Origin of the sequence: Bacillus sp. SIMBA_008 (assembly GCF_046535495.1) — a bacterium.
GTDB classification, from domain to species: Bacteria; Bacillota; Bacilli; order Bacillales; family Bacillaceae; genus Bacillus; species Bacillus subtilis.
Genome location: NZ_JAWRWL010000002.1, coordinates 677,521 through 692,915, shown reverse-complemented (window position 1 = coordinate 692,915; position 15,395 = coordinate 677,521). Strand labels below are relative to the sequence as shown.

General features: G+C 45.7%; 20 protein-coding genes and 1 riboswitch. Of the genes, 14 read left to right on the top strand and 6 right to left on the bottom strand.

The annotated features are described in order from the left end of the window. Positions 1 to 12 precede the first annotated feature (12 nt). Positions 13 to 813, top strand: coding sequence for an NAD kinase (locus SB658_RS09065; protein ID WP_003232918.1), 801 nt, complete (start codon positions 13 to 15; stop codon positions 811 to 813). A gap of 14 nt (positions 814 to 827) precedes the next feature. Further along, complete coding sequence (locus SB658_RS09060; RefSeq protein WP_021479542.1) at positions 828 to 1,727, top strand: RluA family pseudouridine synthase; 900 nt, start codon at positions 828 to 830, stop codon at positions 1,725 to 1,727. 12 nt (positions 1,728 to 1,739) lie between these two features. On the opposite strand, the gene prpE is transcribed toward SB658_RS09060, so the two are convergent. Then, positions 1,740 to 2,474, bottom strand: coding sequence for a bis(5'-nucleosyl)-tetraphosphatase PrpE (prpE, locus tag SB658_RS09055; protein WP_128422171.1), 735 nt, complete (start codon positions 2,472 to 2,474; stop codon positions 1,740 to 1,742). 234 nt (positions 2,475 to 2,708) lie between these two features. On the opposite strand from prpE, the gene SB658_RS09050 reads away from it, so the two are divergent. The 10 genes from SB658_RS09050 (at position 2,709) to cotO (ending at position 11,701) form a co-directional block, all read left to right on the top strand. Beyond that, complete coding sequence (locus SB658_RS09050) at positions 2,709 to 4,553, top strand: monovalent cation:proton antiporter family protein (RefSeq protein WP_015715673.1); 1,845 nt, start codon at positions 2,709 to 2,711, stop codon at positions 4,551 to 4,553. Between the two features lie 61 nt (positions 4,554 to 4,614). Next, positions 4,615 to 4,723: riboswitch (TPP riboswitch) on the top strand. Between the two features lie 78 nt (positions 4,724 to 4,801). Beyond that, complete coding sequence (gene tenA / locus SB658_RS09045; RefSeq protein ID WP_144500822.1) at positions 4,802 to 5,512, top strand: thiaminase II; 711 nt, start codon at positions 4,802 to 4,804, stop codon at positions 5,510 to 5,512. Continuing rightward, a complete protein-coding gene (tenI, locus tag SB658_RS09040; protein ID WP_015715674.1) occupies positions 5,487 to 6,104 on the top strand; it encodes a thiazole tautomerase TenI in 618 nt (205 codons plus the stop codon). Before tenA ends, tenI begins: the two co-directional genes overlap by 26 nt. Beyond that, entirely contained in the window at positions 6,088 to 7,197 is a 1,110-nt protein-coding gene (gene thiO / locus SB658_RS09035; protein WP_144500823.1) for a glycine oxidase ThiO, read from the top strand. The genes tenI and thiO overlap by 17 nt, the downstream gene beginning before the upstream one ends. After that, positions 7,197 to 7,397, top strand: a complete 201-nt coding sequence (gene thiS, locus SB658_RS09030; protein WP_010886482.1) for a sulfur carrier protein ThiS — start codon at positions 7,197 to 7,199, stop codon at positions 7,395 to 7,397. Before thiO ends, thiS begins: the two co-directional genes overlap by 1 nt. Further along, positions 7,394 to 8,164: a thiazole synthase gene (gene thiG, locus SB658_RS09025; protein ID WP_010886483.1), complete on the top strand. Its 771-nt coding sequence runs from the start codon at positions 7,394 to 7,396 to the stop codon at positions 8,162 to 8,164. Before thiS ends, thiG begins: the two co-directional genes overlap by 4 nt. Next, positions 8,161 to 9,171 carry a thiazole biosynthesis adenylyltransferase ThiF gene (thiF, locus tag SB658_RS09020; protein WP_003245868.1) on the top strand — a complete coding sequence of 337 codons (1,011 nt, stop codon included), beginning with the start codon at positions 8,161 to 8,163 and terminating at the stop codon, positions 9,169 to 9,171. Before thiG ends, thiF begins: the two co-directional genes overlap by 4 nt. An 18-nt stretch (positions 9,172 to 9,189) precedes the next feature. Beyond that, the gene (gene thiD / locus SB658_RS09015; RefSeq protein ID WP_003245050.1) at positions 9,190 to 10,005 is read left to right on the top strand and encodes a bifunctional hydroxymethylpyrimidine kinase/phosphomethylpyrimidine kinase; all 816 of its coding nucleotides are present in this window, start codon (positions 9,190 to 9,192) and stop codon (positions 10,003 to 10,005) included. A gap of 135 nt (positions 10,006 to 10,140) precedes the next feature. Next, the gene (fabI, locus tag SB658_RS09010) at positions 10,141 to 10,917 is read left to right on the top strand and encodes an enoyl-ACP reductase FabI (protein WP_003232896.1); all 777 of its coding nucleotides are present in this window, start codon (positions 10,141 to 10,143) and stop codon (positions 10,915 to 10,917) included. Between the two features lie 100 nt (positions 10,918 to 11,017). Further along, positions 11,018 to 11,701: a spore coat protein CotO gene (cotO, locus tag SB658_RS09005; protein WP_074794198.1), complete on the top strand. Its 684-nt coding sequence runs from the start codon at positions 11,018 to 11,020 to the stop codon at positions 11,699 to 11,701. 93 nt (positions 11,702 to 11,794) lie between these two features. Here the strand turns inward: cotO and cotZ are convergent, their stop codons facing one another. The 5 genes from cotZ to cotV form a co-directional block, all read right to left on the bottom strand. Further along, positions 11,795 to 12,241 (bottom strand): spore coat protein CotZ, encoded by a 447-nt coding sequence (gene cotZ, locus SB658_RS09000; RefSeq protein WP_003244982.1) that lies wholly within the window; start codon positions 12,239 to 12,241, stop codon positions 11,795 to 11,797. Between the two features lie 127 nt (positions 12,242 to 12,368). Continuing rightward, the gene (gene cotY, locus SB658_RS08995; protein ID WP_003239243.1) at positions 12,369 to 12,857 is read right to left on the bottom strand and encodes a spore coat protein CotY; all 489 of its coding nucleotides are present in this window, start codon (positions 12,855 to 12,857) and stop codon (positions 12,369 to 12,371) included. A 151-nt stretch (positions 12,858 to 13,008) separates the two neighbouring features. Further along, a complete protein-coding gene (cotX, locus tag SB658_RS08990) occupies positions 13,009 to 13,527 on the bottom strand; it encodes a spore coat protein CotX (RefSeq protein ID WP_003244668.1) in 519 nt (172 codons plus the stop codon). 98 nt (positions 13,528 to 13,625) lie between these two features. Next, positions 13,626 to 13,943, bottom strand: coding sequence for a spore coat protein CotW (cotW, locus tag SB658_RS08985; protein ID WP_003245818.1), 318 nt, complete (start codon positions 13,941 to 13,943; stop codon positions 13,626 to 13,628). A 40-nt stretch (positions 13,944 to 13,983) separates the two neighbouring features. Continuing rightward, positions 13,984 to 14,370 carry a spore coat protein CotV gene (cotV, locus tag SB658_RS08980; RefSeq protein WP_003244871.1) on the bottom strand — a complete coding sequence of 129 codons (387 nt, stop codon included), beginning with the start codon at positions 14,368 to 14,370 and terminating at the stop codon, positions 13,984 to 13,986. A 159-nt stretch (positions 14,371 to 14,529) separates the two neighbouring features. Between cotV and yjcA the strand changes: the two genes are divergently transcribed. Together yjcA and SB658_RS08970 are read left to right on the top strand one after the other, a co-directional pair. Beyond that, positions 14,530 to 14,886, top strand: a complete 357-nt coding sequence (yjcA, locus tag SB658_RS08975) for a sporulation protein YjcA (protein ID WP_003244844.1) — start codon at positions 14,530 to 14,532, stop codon at positions 14,884 to 14,886. A 281-nt stretch (positions 14,887 to 15,167) separates the two neighbouring features. Further along, positions 15,168 to 15,374, top strand: a complete 207-nt coding sequence (locus tag SB658_RS08970; protein WP_003244769.1) for a hypothetical protein — start codon at positions 15,168 to 15,170, stop codon at positions 15,372 to 15,374. Positions 15,375 to 15,395: the final 21 nt, after the last annotated feature.

Here is a 15,395-nt window from a genome sequence, read left to right as displayed (position 1 = left end):
GGGAAGAAGAGCATGAAATTTGCCGTATCATCAAAAGGAGATCAAGTTTCTGATACGCTGAAAAGCAAAATACAGGCGTATTTATTGGATTTTGATATGGAACTGGATGAAAATGAACCGGAAATCGTTATTTCAGTCGGAGGCGACGGAACGCTTTTGTATGCTTTTCACAGATACAGCGACCGCTTGGACAAAACAGCATTTGTCGGCGTTCACACAGGTCATCTGGGTTTTTATGCCGACTGGGTTCCTCATGAAATTGAAAAACTTGTTCTTGCCATCGCGAAAACGCCGTATCATACAGTCGAATATCCGCTTCTCGAAGTCATTGTGACCTATCACGAAAACGAGCGGGAAGAAAGATACTTAGCTTTGAATGAATGTACGATTAAAAGCATCGAAGGAAGCCTTGTTGCTGATGTGGAAATCAAAGGGCAGCTCTTTGAAACCTTCCGGGGCGACGGCCTCTGCCTGTCAACTCCATCAGGCAGCACAGCCTACAATAAGGCGCTGGGCGGAGCGATTATCCATCCGTCTATCAGGGCAATCCAGCTTGCGGAAATGGCTTCAATTAATAACCGCGTGTTCCGTACGGTTGGGTCACCTCTGCTTCTCCCATCCCATCATGATTGCATGATTAAGCCGAGAAACGAAGTTGACTTTCAAGTGACGATTGACCACTTAACCCTTCTCCATAAGGATGTAAAGTCGATCCGCTGCCAAGTTGCATCCGAAAAAGTGCGGTTTGCGAGATTCCGTCCGTTTCCATTTTGGAAAAGAGTCCAGGATTCGTTTATTGGAAAAGGTGAATAGAAAGAGGACATATCGTGGAGCATTTTTTTATCAGAAAGAACATTACTTCCGCTGAGGACGGGATGACTGTAAAGGAATATGCCAGTGAACTGGGAATTTCAAAACGTCTGCTGACCGATATTAAGTTTGGCGGGGGCGACCTGCAGATTAACGGTGAGCATGTGACGGTCAAATACGTTTTGAAAGAGGGAGATCTTCTTATCGTGAAGTTTCCTGAGGAGCAGGTGAGCGAGACGCTGCTGGCAGAGCCTGTTCCGCTCGATATCCTTTATGAGGATGAACATGTGCTTGTGATAAACAAGCAGCCGTATGTGTCATCAATTCCTTCGAGAGAGCACCCCTCCGGCAGCATTGCCAATGGAATTATTGATCATTATCAAACAACCGGAGTGAGGGCGACAGTTCATCTTGTCACCCGGCTAGACCGGGATACATCAGGTGTCATGCTTGTTGCCAAGCATCGATTTGCCCACTCCATTTTATCGTCTGCGCAAAAAAACGGCCTTGTGAAACGCCGGTATGCGGCAGTGGTTCACGGGCGGATGGCACAGATGGAGGGAACAGTCGATGCTCCGATTGGCAGACATCCTGACAGTATAATTGAACGGACGGTAACGCCAGACGGCCAGAAGGCTGTTACGCATTTTTACGTCACATGTGCAAATGACGATATGACCTCGGTGACGTTGCAGCTTGAGACTGGACGAACCCATCAAATTCGTGTTCATATGAGTTATCTCGGGCACCCGTTGTGCGGCGATACACTGTACGGCGGAACGAGACAGGAAATTGGCCGGCAGGCTCTGCACAGCGAGCATCTTTCGTTTATCCATCCGCTGACACAGGAGAACATGACATTTCATGCTCCACTGCCTCAGGATATGAGAAAACTGATAAAAGGAGAGAATCATTGATTCTCTCCTTTTTTATATGGGGCGAAATCTTGATTCGTCGTAAGGCAGGGAGCTTGGAACAGAGACGGTTTCTATTTCTGGAAAGCGAAAGCCTGTCAGTTGATTTCCGAACACGCAGCCTGTATCAATGTTGATGGTGCGCTTGACCTTCCGAGGCTCTTTCACAGGTGTATGACCGTATACCACCCAAGCCTTTCCGTTATAGGCTGCCGCCCAATTACGTCTGACGGGTCTGCCGTCCGGATATGTTTCACCCGTCACGTCACCGTAAAGCACAAAGTCCTTCACTCTCCGGGTATATTTGCCGATATCGTCAGCTCTTATGCCAGCATGGGCGACAACTAATTCTCCATTATGTAAGATGTCGTAAAGCGGCGCTGTTTCGTACAGCTTCATAAACTGTTCGCTGACTGATTTTCTCTCATCTTTAGAAAGTTCCTCAAGCTCTGCCGCTGTTGTTTCGAGACCATGCATCACTTTTACCGGATTTCCTTTTAAGTAACGATATAATTTATTGCAATGGTTTCCCGGGACATAACGCACAGCGCCTTTTTCGTAAGCGCCGGCTACAAATCGGATGACCTCTATCGATTTGGGCCCTCTGTCAGTTAAATCTCCGGCAAAAACAAGCACCCTGCCTTCTTCATGGACAGGTACTCCATTTTTGATTGTATAGCCAAGCTTTTGGATTAATGCAGTCATTTCGTCATAGCAGCCATGAATATCGCTGATGATATCGTAAGCCATGCGGTATCCTCCTTACCGATTGTTTTATTTATTATGAAGCAAAGTGTTGTGAGTCATCACAAGCTTTTATGTGCAAATTATAGAAGAAGAATCATTTTCTAAACAGGATTAAGACCTTATCACTTTATTTTTCATCATCACCCTTGTTAAAATCGCGTTATGTTTTTTAAAAATGAGGTTTTGTTCTCTGAGTGAGAACTAGCATAACCCTGACTTAAAAAGGAGGTTCTGATTATGGCGCATACATCTGTCGCATCTTTAGTTGTTGTACTTATCGTTGCATTTTTGACACCCATCCTTTTGCATCGGTTTAAACTCAGCATCCCGGTTGTTGTTGCTGAAATCATTATGGGGCTGATAATTGGGAAAAGCGGCCTTAATTTAGTTGTGGAGGGTGACACCTGGCTCCAGACACTCTCTATGCTCGGATTTATCTTTTTAATGTTTTTAAGCGGGCTTGAAATTGATTTTTCGTCGTTTGAGAAAGGAAAGAAAAAGCAGTTCCTGCCGAATGGCAAGGAAGCGCCGAATACGTTTGCTGCGGCATCTGTTATTTTCGTCGGTATTTTTATTTTATCATTGCTCTTGTCCTATGGGTTCGTCTTGGCCGGATTTATCCAAAATGCATTTTTGATGACCCTGATTATTTCAACGATTTCATTAGGCGTTGTCGTTCCAACATTAAAAGAAGAACGGATCATGAATTCGAATATCGGGCAGATTATTTTGCTTGTTGCTGTTATTGCTGATTTGGCCACGATGATTCTTCTTGCTGTTTTTTCTTCTTTATACGGAGAGGACAGCGGAAACATGTGGCTCCTGATGATCCTGTTTGCGGCCGGAGTGGTGCTTTACTTTTTCGGCCGGGTCTTCAAACATCGCTCTTTTGTTCAATCCATGTCAAAAGGGACGATCCAGATCGGGACGCGTGCCATTTTTACGTTAATTATTGTACTCGTTGCCCTGTCTGAATCACTTGGGGCGGAAAATATTCTTGGCGCTTTCTTAGCGGGGGTTCTCGTTTCCCTGCTTTCGCCAAACAAAGAACTTGTTCAGCAGCTGGATTCATTTGGTTATGGGTTCTTAATACCGATTTTCTTTGTGATGGTCGGTGTGAAGCTGGATATTTGGACTCTTTTTCAGGATAAAACAATTTTAATCATGATTCCGCTCCTGCTGCTGGCGCTGTTAGTCAGCAAAATCATTCCTGTCATGTACCTAAAGAAGTGGTATGATAACCGAACCATTTTCGCGTCCGGTTTCCTGCTGACATCAACGCTTTCGCTCGTGATTGCCGCTGCAACAATCGGCCAGCAGCTTCACGTGATCAGTGCAAATATGTCAGGAGCGCTAATTTTAGTAGCCGTCATTGCAAGTATTTTTACGCCGATCTGTTTTAAAAAATTATACAAACGGGAAGAGCAGCCGGAGGAGAAAAAGACGATTACGTTCATTGGCGCCAATCAAATGACTTTGCCTGTTACACTTGAATTGCCAGAGGAAGAGTATGACGTGCGTGTTGTACACGTCTACCAAGAGAATGCGGAGGAAAAGCTGTCAGAATCAGTGTTTGCTGTTGAAACAATTTCTGACTATGAACACGAGACGCTTGAATCACTCGGCATTTTTGAAACGGATATCCTCGTTGTGGCGACAGGAAATGAAGATATGAATGCAGACATTGCTTTACTTGCAAAAGAAAAAGGCACAGAAAGAGTCATTGCAAGCGTAGGATCACCGGAGCATGAAGCAGCTCTGAAGGAGCAGGGAATCAGCATCTTTTCTATTCTGCTCTCGACAAAAACGCTGCTTCGCGCACTGATTGAAGCGCCTGGCGTCATGAAGCTGCTCACGAACCAAGAGTCTTCGCTGTATCAAATTAATATGGAGAACAGTAAATATGATGGTGTCATTTTACGGGAATTCCCTTTAACAGGTGACGTCATCTTTGTCAGGATTTTCAGAGGTGTGGACAGCATTGTTCCTCATGGGGATACAAGGCTGAAACTTGGAGACCGTTTAATTGTCACCGGATCTCGGGGGTACGTAACGGATCTTAAGAAAACATTGGAAGGATAAATCTTGACCAAATAAGGATTCGTGTTAATATAGAGGTGCAGAACAATTCAATATGTATTCGTTTAACCACTAGGGGTGTCCTTCATAAGGGCTGAGATAAAAGTGTGACTTTTAGACCCTCATAACTTGAACAGGTTCAGACCTGCGTAGGGAAGTGGAGCGGTATTTGTGTTATTTTACTATGCCAATTCCAAACCACTTTTCCTTGCGGGAAAGTGGTTTTTTTATTTTCAGAGGGGGAATGATTTGTGAAGTTTTCAGAAGAATGCCACAGTGCAGCCGCAGAATGGTGGGAGGGGAGCTTTGTCCATCCGTTCGTTCAAGGAATCGGTGACGGAACGCTTCCGATTGACCGTTTTAAATACTACGTACTTCAGGATTCCTATTACTTAACGCATTTTGCAAAGGTGCAGTCATTTGGCGCAGCTTATGCGAAGGACCTTTTTACAACGGGGCGGATGGCAAGCCATGCCCAAGGTACATATGAGGCAGAAATGGCGCTTCATCGCGAGTTTGCCGAGCTGTTGGAAATCAGCGAGGAAGAGCGTAAGGCGTTTAAGCCGTCTCCTACGGCGTACTCTTATACATCCCATATGTACCGTTCGGTTTTGAGCGGGAATTTCGCTGAAATCTTAGCGGCCTTGCTGCCATGCTATTGGCTCTATTACGAGGTTGGTGAGAAATTGCTGCATTGTGATCCGGGGCATCCAATTTATCAGAAGTGGATTGGCACATATGGCGGTGACTGGTTTAGACAACAGGTTGAGGAGCAAATCAACCGCTTTGATGAGCTGGCGGAAAACAGCACGGAGGAAGTGCGTGCCAAGATGAAAGAGAATTTTGTCATCTCCAGCTACTATGAATATCAATTTTGGGGAATGGCCTATCGAAAAGAAGGCTGGTCTGACAGCGCCATAAAAGAGGTGGAGGAATGTGGAGCTTCACGCCATAACGGATGACAGCAAGCCGGTAGAAGAGCTAGCGAGAATCATCATTACGATTCAGAATGAAGTTGATTTTATTCATATTCGGGAACGCTCAAAATCGGCGGCGGATATTTTGAAACTGCTCGAGCTTATTTTTGAAGGCGGTATAGATAAACGAAAACTGGTGATGAACGGGCGCGTGGATATTGCACTTTTCTCTACTATTCACCGCGTGCAGCTGCCAAGCGGCAGCTTTTCACCGAAGCAGGTCAGAGCCAGATTTCCACACCTTCATATCGGGAGGTCGGTGCATTCACTGGAGGAAGCGGTTCAAGCAGAAAAGGAAGACGCGGACTACGTGCTGTTCGGCCATGTGTTTGAAACGGATTGCAAAAAGGGTCTTGAAGGCAGAGGAGTATCTTTGCTGTCAGATATCAAACAGCGGATTTCCATCCCGGTTATAGCCATCGGGGGGATGACGCCGGACAGGTTAAGAGACGTAAAACAAGCAGGGGCAGACGGCATTGCTGTTATGTCAGGAATTTTCTCTTCCGCTGAGCCCTTGGAAGCAGCCAGACGATATTCCCGTAAGCTAAAGGAGATGCGCTATGAAAAGGCATTATGAAGCAGTGGTGATTGGAGGCGGAATTATCGGTTCCGCGATTGCTTATCATTTGGCAAAGGAAAACAAAAGCACCGCATTGTTTGAAAGCGGAACAATGGGCGGCAGAACGACAAGAGCCGCTGCCGGAATGCTGGGCGCCCATGCCGAATGCGAGGAACGTGACGCGTTTTTTGATTTCGCTATGCACAGTCAGCGTCTGTACAAAGGTCTTGGAGAAGAGCTTTATGCATTATCCGGTGTGGATATCAGGCAGCATAACGGCGGTATGTTTAAGCTTGCATTTTCTGAAGAAGATGTGCTGCAGCTGAGACAGATGGACGATTTGGACTCTGTCAGCTGGTATTCAAAAGAAGAGGTGTTAGAAAAAGAGCCGTATGCGTCTGGTGACATCTTTGGTGCATCTTTTATTCAGGATGATGTGCATGTGGAGCCTTATTTTGTTTGCAAGGCATATGTGAAAGCAGCAAAAATGCTTGGGGCGGAGATTTTTGAGCATACGCCCGTCCTGCATGTCGAACGTGACGGTGAAGCCCTGTTCATCAAGACCCCTAGCGGAGACGTATGGGCTAATCATGTTGTCGTTGCCAGCGGGGTGTGGAGCGGAATGTTTTTTAAACAGCTTGGACTGAACAATGCTTTTCTCCCTGTAAAAGGGGAGTGCCTGTCCGTTTGGAATGATGATATCCCGCTGACAAAAACGCTTTACCATGATCACTGCTATATCGTACCGAGAAAAAGCGGAAGACTGGTTGTCGGCGCGACAATGAAGCCGGGGGACTGGAGTGAAACACCGGATCTTGGCGGATTGGAATCTGTTATGAAAAAAGCAAAAACGATGCTGCCGGCTATACAGAATATGAAGGTGGATCGTTTTTGGGCGGGACTCCGTCCGGGAACAAAGGATGGAAAACCGTACATCGGCAGACATCCTGAGGACAGCCGTATTTTATTTGCGGCTGGCCATTTCAGAAACGGGATCCTGCTTGCTCCCGCAACGGGCGCTTTGATCAGTGATCTCATCATGAATAAAGAGGTCAACCAAGACTGGCTGCACGCATTCCGAATTGATCGCAAGGAGGCGGTTCAGATATGATGCTACAGCTGAACGGTAAAGACGTGAAGTGGAAAAAAGACACAGGTACAATTCAAGACCTGCTGGCGTCGTATCAGCTTGAAAATAAAATCGTTATCGTGGAAAGAAATAAAGAAATAATCGGGAAAGAACGCTATCACGAGGTTGAGCTTTGTGATCGTGATGTCATTGAAATTGTCCATTTTGTAGGAGGCGGATGAGCATGTTAACAATTGGCGGAAAATCATTTCAATCAAGATTGCTGCTGGGCACGGGGAAATACCCATCGTTTGACATTCAAAAGGAAGCAGTAGCTGTTTCTGAGTCTGATATTTTAACATTTGCTGTAAGGAGAATGAACATTTTTGAAGCATCTCAGCCGAATTTTCTGGAACAGCTTGATTTATCCAAATATACGCTTTTGCCGAATACAGCGGGCGCCAGTACTGCTGAAGAAGCGGTTCGGATTGCAAGGCTGGCGAAAGCTTCAGGCCTTTGTGACATGATTAAAGTTGAAGTCATCGGATGCAGCCGTTCCTTGCTGCCTGACCCTGTTGAGACATTAAAAGCGTCTGAACAGCTTCTTGAAGAAGGCTTTATTGTGCTCCCGTACACGTCGGATGACGTTGTGCTGGCGAGAAAGCTGGAAGAGCTCGGCGTTCATGCCATCATGCCGGGTGCATCTCCGATTGGATCAGGACAAGGAATCTTAAATCCTTTGAATCTGTCGTTTATTATTGAACAGGCGAAAGTACCGGTCATCGTGGATGCGGGAATCGGCTCGCCTAAAGATGCGGCATACGCAATGGAGCTTGGAGCGGATGGCGTACTGCTCAATACGGCTGTATCTGGCGCTGACGATCCCGTGAAAATGGCTCGTGCCATGAAGCTCGCAGTGGAAGCAGGGCGCCTTTCTTATGAGGCGGGCCGAATCCCGCTTAAGCAATACGGAACGGCAAGCAGTCCGGGAGAAGGTCTTCCTGTATGACAGGCAGGTATTCAAGGCAGGAGCTGTTTGCTCCGATCGGCCCATCCGGCCAGAAAAAATTGAAAGAAGCGCGCGCCGTGATTATCGGCGCCGGCGCGCTCGGAACAGCCAGTGCAGAAATGCTGGTGAGAGCGGGAGTCGGCTCTGTGAAAATTGCCGACAGAGATTATGTTGAATGGAGCAACCTCCAGCGCCAGCAGCTTTATACAGAAGATGATGTCAAAAAAGAAATGCCGAAAGCAGCCGCTGCGGAGCGCCGTCTCCGTTCGATTAACAGCGATGTTGATGTGACCGGCCTTGTCATGGATGTGACAGCAGAAAATATCTTCGAGCTGATTAGGGATGCATCGATTATTGTGGATGCGGCTGATAATTTTGAAACCCGCCTGATCGTAAATGATGCTGCGGTAAAGGAAGGGATTCCTTTTCTTTACGGTGCCTGTGTAGGGAGCTACGGTCTTACCTTTACCGTGGTGCCGGGTTCTACTCCTTGCCTGCATTGCTTGCTCGATGCACTTCCGATTGGCGGAGCAACATGTGACACAGCTGGCATCATCAGTCCGGCTGTTTTGCAGGTAGCAGTCTTTCAGGTAACAGATGCACTGAAACTGCTGACGGGAGAGGAGTGCGAGCCGGTGCTGCGCTCCTTTGATTTGTGGAAAAACGAGCGGTCAGAAGTGAGAGCGGCCAGTCTCAAACATGACGCATGCCCAAGCTGCGGCACAAAGGATTTTCCGTTTTTGTCTTATGAAAATCAAACAAAAGCGGCTGTATTGTGCGGCAGGAACACGGTGCAGATCAGATCATCTATTACGAAAGAAGCGGATCTTGAAGCGCTTGCCGGTCAGCTGAGGCAGGCCGGGCTTGAAGTAGCTGCGAACCCGTATTTAATTTCCTGCCGCTCGGATGATATGAAAATGGTGCTGTTCCGGGACGGCAGAGCTTTGATCCATGGAACAAATGATATTGCCCGGGCAAAATCCATTTATCATAAATGGATTGGGTAATAAAAGGAGTGTAGTGTAATGAGTATATATAAAGCATTGACAATCGCCGGATCAGATTCAGGCGGCGGCGCAGGGATACAGGCTGATATTAAAACCTTTCAAGAGCTTGATGTATTCGGAATGTCTGCGATTACGGCGGTAACCGCTCAAAATACGCTTGGCGTTCACGGGGTGCATCCGCTGACTGTAGAGACGTTGAGACAGCAAATTGACGCTGTTGCTGAGGATTTGAGACCGGATGCAGTTAAGACGGGAATGCTCTGGAATGCCGACATGATTGAAGAAGTGGCAAGAAAAATTGACGAGTACGGATTCAATCGTGTAATTGTTGATCCGGTTATGATCGCAAAGGGCGGGGCATCCTTGCTGCGTGATGAGTCAGTTGCCACCTTAAAGGAGTTGCTCATTCCAAGAAGCTACGCGATTACGCCGAATGTCCCGGAAGCAGAAACGCTGACAGGAATGACAATCAGCTCGCTGGATGACCGGAAAAAAGCAGCGGAGCAGCTCGTCAAGATGGGTGCGCAGCATGTCATTATCAAAGGCGGGCACCAGCCTGAGGACAATCACATTACTGACCTTCTTTTTGATGGCAGCATGTTTATGCAAATCACCCATCCTTATATCAATACGAAGCATACGCATGGCACAGGCTGCACCTTTGCTGCGGCTTTAACGGCCCAAACGGCTAAAGGAGACAGCATCCATCAGGCATTTGAGGTTGCGGCCAACTTTGTCCGTGAAGCGGTGGAAAATACGCTCGGCATCGGATCGGGACACGGGCCGACAAACCATTTCGCTTTTAAACGAAACAGCTTAAATACAAGCCGATGAGATCACCAGCTGATGGTGATCTCTTTTGCGTTTGCTACGGTATGCGCTTTTCATCTGGACAAGGTTATGATATGATAGGAATTAAGATCAGGTACTAATACTATGTCTTTATTAAATATAGGAGGCTTTATACATATGAATTTTTCACTTGAAGGCCGTAACATTGTTGTGATGGGGGTAGCCAACAAACGCAGCATCGCCTGGGGCATTGCGCGTTCTTTACATGAAGCGGGTGCACGTTTGATTTTCACATACGCTGGTGAACGCCTGGAGAAATCCGTTCACGAGCTTGCCGGAACATTAGACCGCAACGATTCCATCATCCTCCCTTGCGATGTTACAAACGACGCAGAAATCGAAACTTGCTTCGCAAGCATTAAGGAGCAGGTCGGTGTAATCCACGGTATCGCGCATTGTATCGCGTTTGCCAACAAAGAAGAGCTTGTCGGCGAGTACTTAAACACAAATCGTGACGGCTTCCTTTTGGCTCATAACATCAGCTCATATTCTCTGACTGCTGTTGTCAAAGCGGCACGTCCGATGATGACTGAAGGCGGAAGCATTGTCACTTTGACGTACCTTGGCGGAGAGCTTGTGATGCCAAACTACAACGTCATGGGTGTAGCAAAAGCTTCTCTTGATGCAAGTGTGAAATATTTAGCTGCTGACTTAGGAAAAGAAAATATCCGCGTCAACAGCATTTCTGCCGGCCCGATCAGAACATTATCTGCTAAAGGCATCAGCGATTTCAACTCTATCTTAAAAGACATCGAAGAGCGTGCACCGCTTCGCCGCACGACAACACCTGAAGAAGTGGGCGATACAGCTGCGTTCTTGTTCAGCGATATGTCCCGCGGGATTACAGGTGAAAATCTTCACGTTGATTCTGGTTTCCATATCACTGCCCGCTAAGCAGGATCTATATCAAGCAATCCCGAATAGGGATTGCTTTTTTATTTCTTCTGATTTTCAGCTTTCTGTCATATAGATAGAATATGACACAATCGGAGGGATGAAGATGTCTAATAAGAAAAGAAACGCGGATAAAAAACCGCTCATGTATATTGTTCAGCCGGATTATGCAGAAACTACAAGGTCATCCATGCAGGAGATTGTCATCAAAAGAAAGGCCGACAAACCCGCTCCGCCAAAAGCTGAGGAAAAGCCGGCTCACCATGAGAAGCAGCAGGAGGAAGCCGTGGCACAGGATGTCCTGCAAGAAGACCAAAAGCCTGCAGCCGAACCAGTGAGTCAGCAAACACAAGAGGCGAGAGAGCCAGAGAACATAAAAAGCCAAGAGGAACAGAAGGCAGAGCCGCAGGCCGTAGAAGAAACCGTTGAACACGAGCCCCCGAAAGCAGAAAAAAAGGAAGAGCCTGCACTTGAGGCCCGGAAGCCTGAGAAAGAACCGGAAGCTGTCCATAGTGCTGATAAAGCGGAGGAAAAAGCACCGCCGGCACGAAAAGTGAAAAAACCGATGAGCAAGATGACGATCCACGAAAAAATTGATTTTTTAACAAAGCTGCCTCATAACATGCCGAGAGCGCTTTGTTTGATTGAAGCCAATGGAAGAACGTACAGGGGCGTGATTGTCGGAAGAAGAAATGATTCCGTCCTGCTTCGAACAACCGGAAACGGAGCCCCAACCGAACTGGCAATCGATGATATTACCTCTTTGCACCCGCTCGGTTTTTAACGAAAAAGAAAAAAGCTGCCCGGCTGATGTTGCCGGACAGCTTTTTTTACATAGAGAAAAGCCTGCAGGCCTGCAAGCTTTTCCAGCTTATGATTAATGATGATGTGTACGATTGATTAATCGAGGATTTAAGCAGTTGATTGCGCAGAAGCAGTCTAAGTCAACTTCAATACAGTAGTTCGTTTTTTCGAGTCGGAACACTTCACACACCGTATCTTTATCGGTGAAGTCCAAAATGTGTTTGTGTTCGTCAAATGCGATTAATAATGACAGTGTTGCACAGCTTCCATGCACTCTTTCGACCCTGAAAAATACTGTATTAAAGCAAGGGCCGTTATCGAGTTCGCCGACATTTCCGAAGGCGACTAATGGCGTTGATTTTGATGTAAATATTGCAAAAGGCACTGTGTCGCCTAACGAATGGCTTACAGATAAAAGCTTAGAGTGGCAGCCGGTCGGGCAGTCTTCTTCAACAGCGTTTTGCAGATCTTCAATATTTTCTACAGCTTCACGCACGCAGCTTGATGTTTTCTGGCTCATATTATCCCTCCTGCCTTATAAATTTGAGACTGGCGAAATGATGGAGAGTCAGCTGCCTCACGCTGGAAGCAGCTGAATGATTTGCACCTGTAATAGAGTTTGGAAGGGGATTCCTCTTTACAAGTGTTTATCCATTGTGATGATGCTTTTTATCTTTGTGAGGCGATGTTCTGTCAACTAGCTCTGGTGACAGGCACTGAATCGCGCAGAAGCATCCGAGATCCACTTCAATGCAGAAATCTGTTTTTTCTAGCCCGAAGAAATCCGGGTCGCAAGGGTGGCAAACACTTAAGGTATCGCCTTTGACATCGACCGGGCGTAAAATAGACAGTGTTGCACAGCAATCGCATAATTTTTCGACGCGGAAGAAAATGGATTCAAAGCATTGCATATCATCCACAAATCCCCCTACGTTTCCGAATGTGGAGAACAATCCGCCTTTTTTATCAAAAACGAGAAACGGAATTGTGTCTTTTCCAGCAATCGTAGGGTTTAAAAGGTTGGTATAGCAGCCAGTCGGACACTGTTCTTCAACTGCCTCCTGCTCTGCTAAAATCTTTTCCACTGCATCGCATACACAGTTCTCATGCCGGCCATGGGTTTTTCCGCAGCTCATTGATTTCAGCTCCTTCTTTATAGGGTATTTGACTTTAGTCCTTAACAACATATGTACCCGTGCCCCACTTGGTGTGGGTGAACGTCTATATATTCATCATATGCTTGGAAAATAAGAAAAAGCAGAGCGTTTTTAGCTCTGCTTTTAGGTCCTAGAGGACAAGAGTGATAACTAGGATGGCTACGAGTGTATTTGTTGCTGTAGAAATAAGGGTTGCGATATCGGCATCTACTGTTGTGACGTTTACGCCGCGGGAACATTCGATGAGAAGTTTTTGGCGGTTTACTTGTTTGTTAGCTGTAAGCTGTAACAAATCTTGTGCGACTAATTCGGCAATTACGCCGTCTGCAATTGATGTCAGAGTTGCCGTTACGACAGCGGCATTAAGTGCTGTTACAACTGATGTTACGGCTTGAACGTCTGTAGATGTAACATTGATGTCACAAGAATCTCTAATAATAATCGTTTCATCTGAAACTTGTTTGTTGAGATTTGCTTGAGCTAGATCTTGGTCGATGAAGGCGTTGTCGTTGCCAAAAAAACCATTGCCATTACAGCAAACGTCGCAATGACATTTTCTTTCGTGTTTTTCTTTATCTTTCTCTTTGTCATCTAACGGATGGTCACAGTCAGGATCAAGTGCAACCCAAGAATATGGTCTGCTTTCCATATCTATTCCTCCTTTTCTTTTACTGTTATTAAATGAGCGAGCCTCTTATTTTGACTGAGTCATATATCCTGATGAAGAACCCTATTTTTTATGATTGGCTAATTGTTATCGTTTTTCCGTCTTTGTCTGATCTGTTCAATGAGCTGCTCTCTGCGGCTTAACGGTTTTGTGTTCTTTTGCTCTTGTGCGGCTGCTTCTTCTTTTTTCTTCTTTTGGTTTTCTATTAGCGCTTGTGATTTAGCTTGTAAGTCTTTTACAAGATTTAAGAGCATTTCTTTTTCTTCGTCTGATACTTTTTTCATTTTGTCTTTTGTGACCCCATGTTTAGAAAATATATTTTGGACCAGCATTTTCGTCATTGGATCAACTTCTGGAAGCTTTGCAAGCTCTTCTTTGAATTTATCGTTATCTGACATTTGTTTTCACCTCGTCTTTTAAGTTTGTGAAAAGAAAGGGTTAAAGGACGTCAAGTTCACTAAGAATGCTGTTTAACACCTGAAGCAAGATTTGTACAAAGGTTATTATCTCGTCGGCAGACAAAGTAATTTTGATGTTGCGGCTGTTGATAATTTTAATGATGGTTCTTTTTTTGATTTGGGAGCTATCGAGAATAAGAATTTCACTTGCCACTGCGTCAGCCAAATCCTCGTCGGCGATGACGAGCTGAGTCGCCACGATAATCATGGTTGTCACAAAGGCTTGTATAGAAAGGGCAGCTGTTATATGTGACGTGTCAATTGTGATATTTTCGCAATCAATCACTTCGATCTGCTGTTCGAATTCGCTTGATAATTGCTCAAATATTGCAGGGTGCAGGGATTCGACTTTTTCTTCAAATGACATAACCTTCACTCCTTTCTTATCCATACTCTATATAATGCAAATGGGGTGCAGAGCGGAATAATAAAAATAACCAATTTTCTGCCGGACAAGATACAATTCATGAAGAATAGGGTTTTGGCATATATGTGAAGGGATCATGATTGGCAAAGGAGTGAACGAGTGGTTATAAATGGGCTGACAATTGTTCTTCTATCGCTTGCGGTCTTTCGGCTCGCCCGCCTGCTGGTGTTTGACACGATTATGGCGCCGCTTCGCAGTCTGTTTCATGAAGAGAAGGAAGAAAAGGATGCGGACGGGAACATTGAAACCTATATCGTGATTAAGGGAACCGGTGTCAGGGCGTTTATTGGTGAATTGCTGAGCTGCTATTGGTGCACAGGCGTGTGGTGTGCCGGCTTTTTGATTTTATGCCAGGCGGTGATCCCGCAAGCGGCGCAGTGGCTGATTTTACTTTTGGCGATCGCCGGCCTTGCCGGCATTATAGAAACGCTCGTATCAAAATGGCTGCAAGAATAAGGCGTTACCACCAGCAACTTTCTGTCAGAATACGCATAAAGTAGCATATATGACATAAGGAAAGGAAGGGGACAAAAATGAATCAGCATCATAAACCTTCCCAAAAATCTCCATATACAGATTCATCGTATCAATCAAAAAAGATAAAAAAGAAAGGCTGCGGGTGCGGAAATAAAAAGAAAAAGCCTCAATAGCCTGGCAAAGAAACCGGAGAACTCCGGTTTTTTGTTTTTTTAACGAGGCGGTCTCGCTCAGCATATATCATAAGCGGGGGGATAAAAGTGAATGAGTTTGAAAAATGGATAGAAGGAAGATATGAACCACATGAACAAAAGCAAAAAGAGCATGAAGACACGATGGGCAGTATCAGAAAAGACTTGGATGCATTTGATAAAGCCGGTCTGGAATTTGAAGATGAGATTGAAGAGCTGGCTGAAAAAACGGAGGCCTTACTTAAAAAACATCAAGCTCAATATGATCAATCGTAAATCCGCAAACGCCCTATGCGA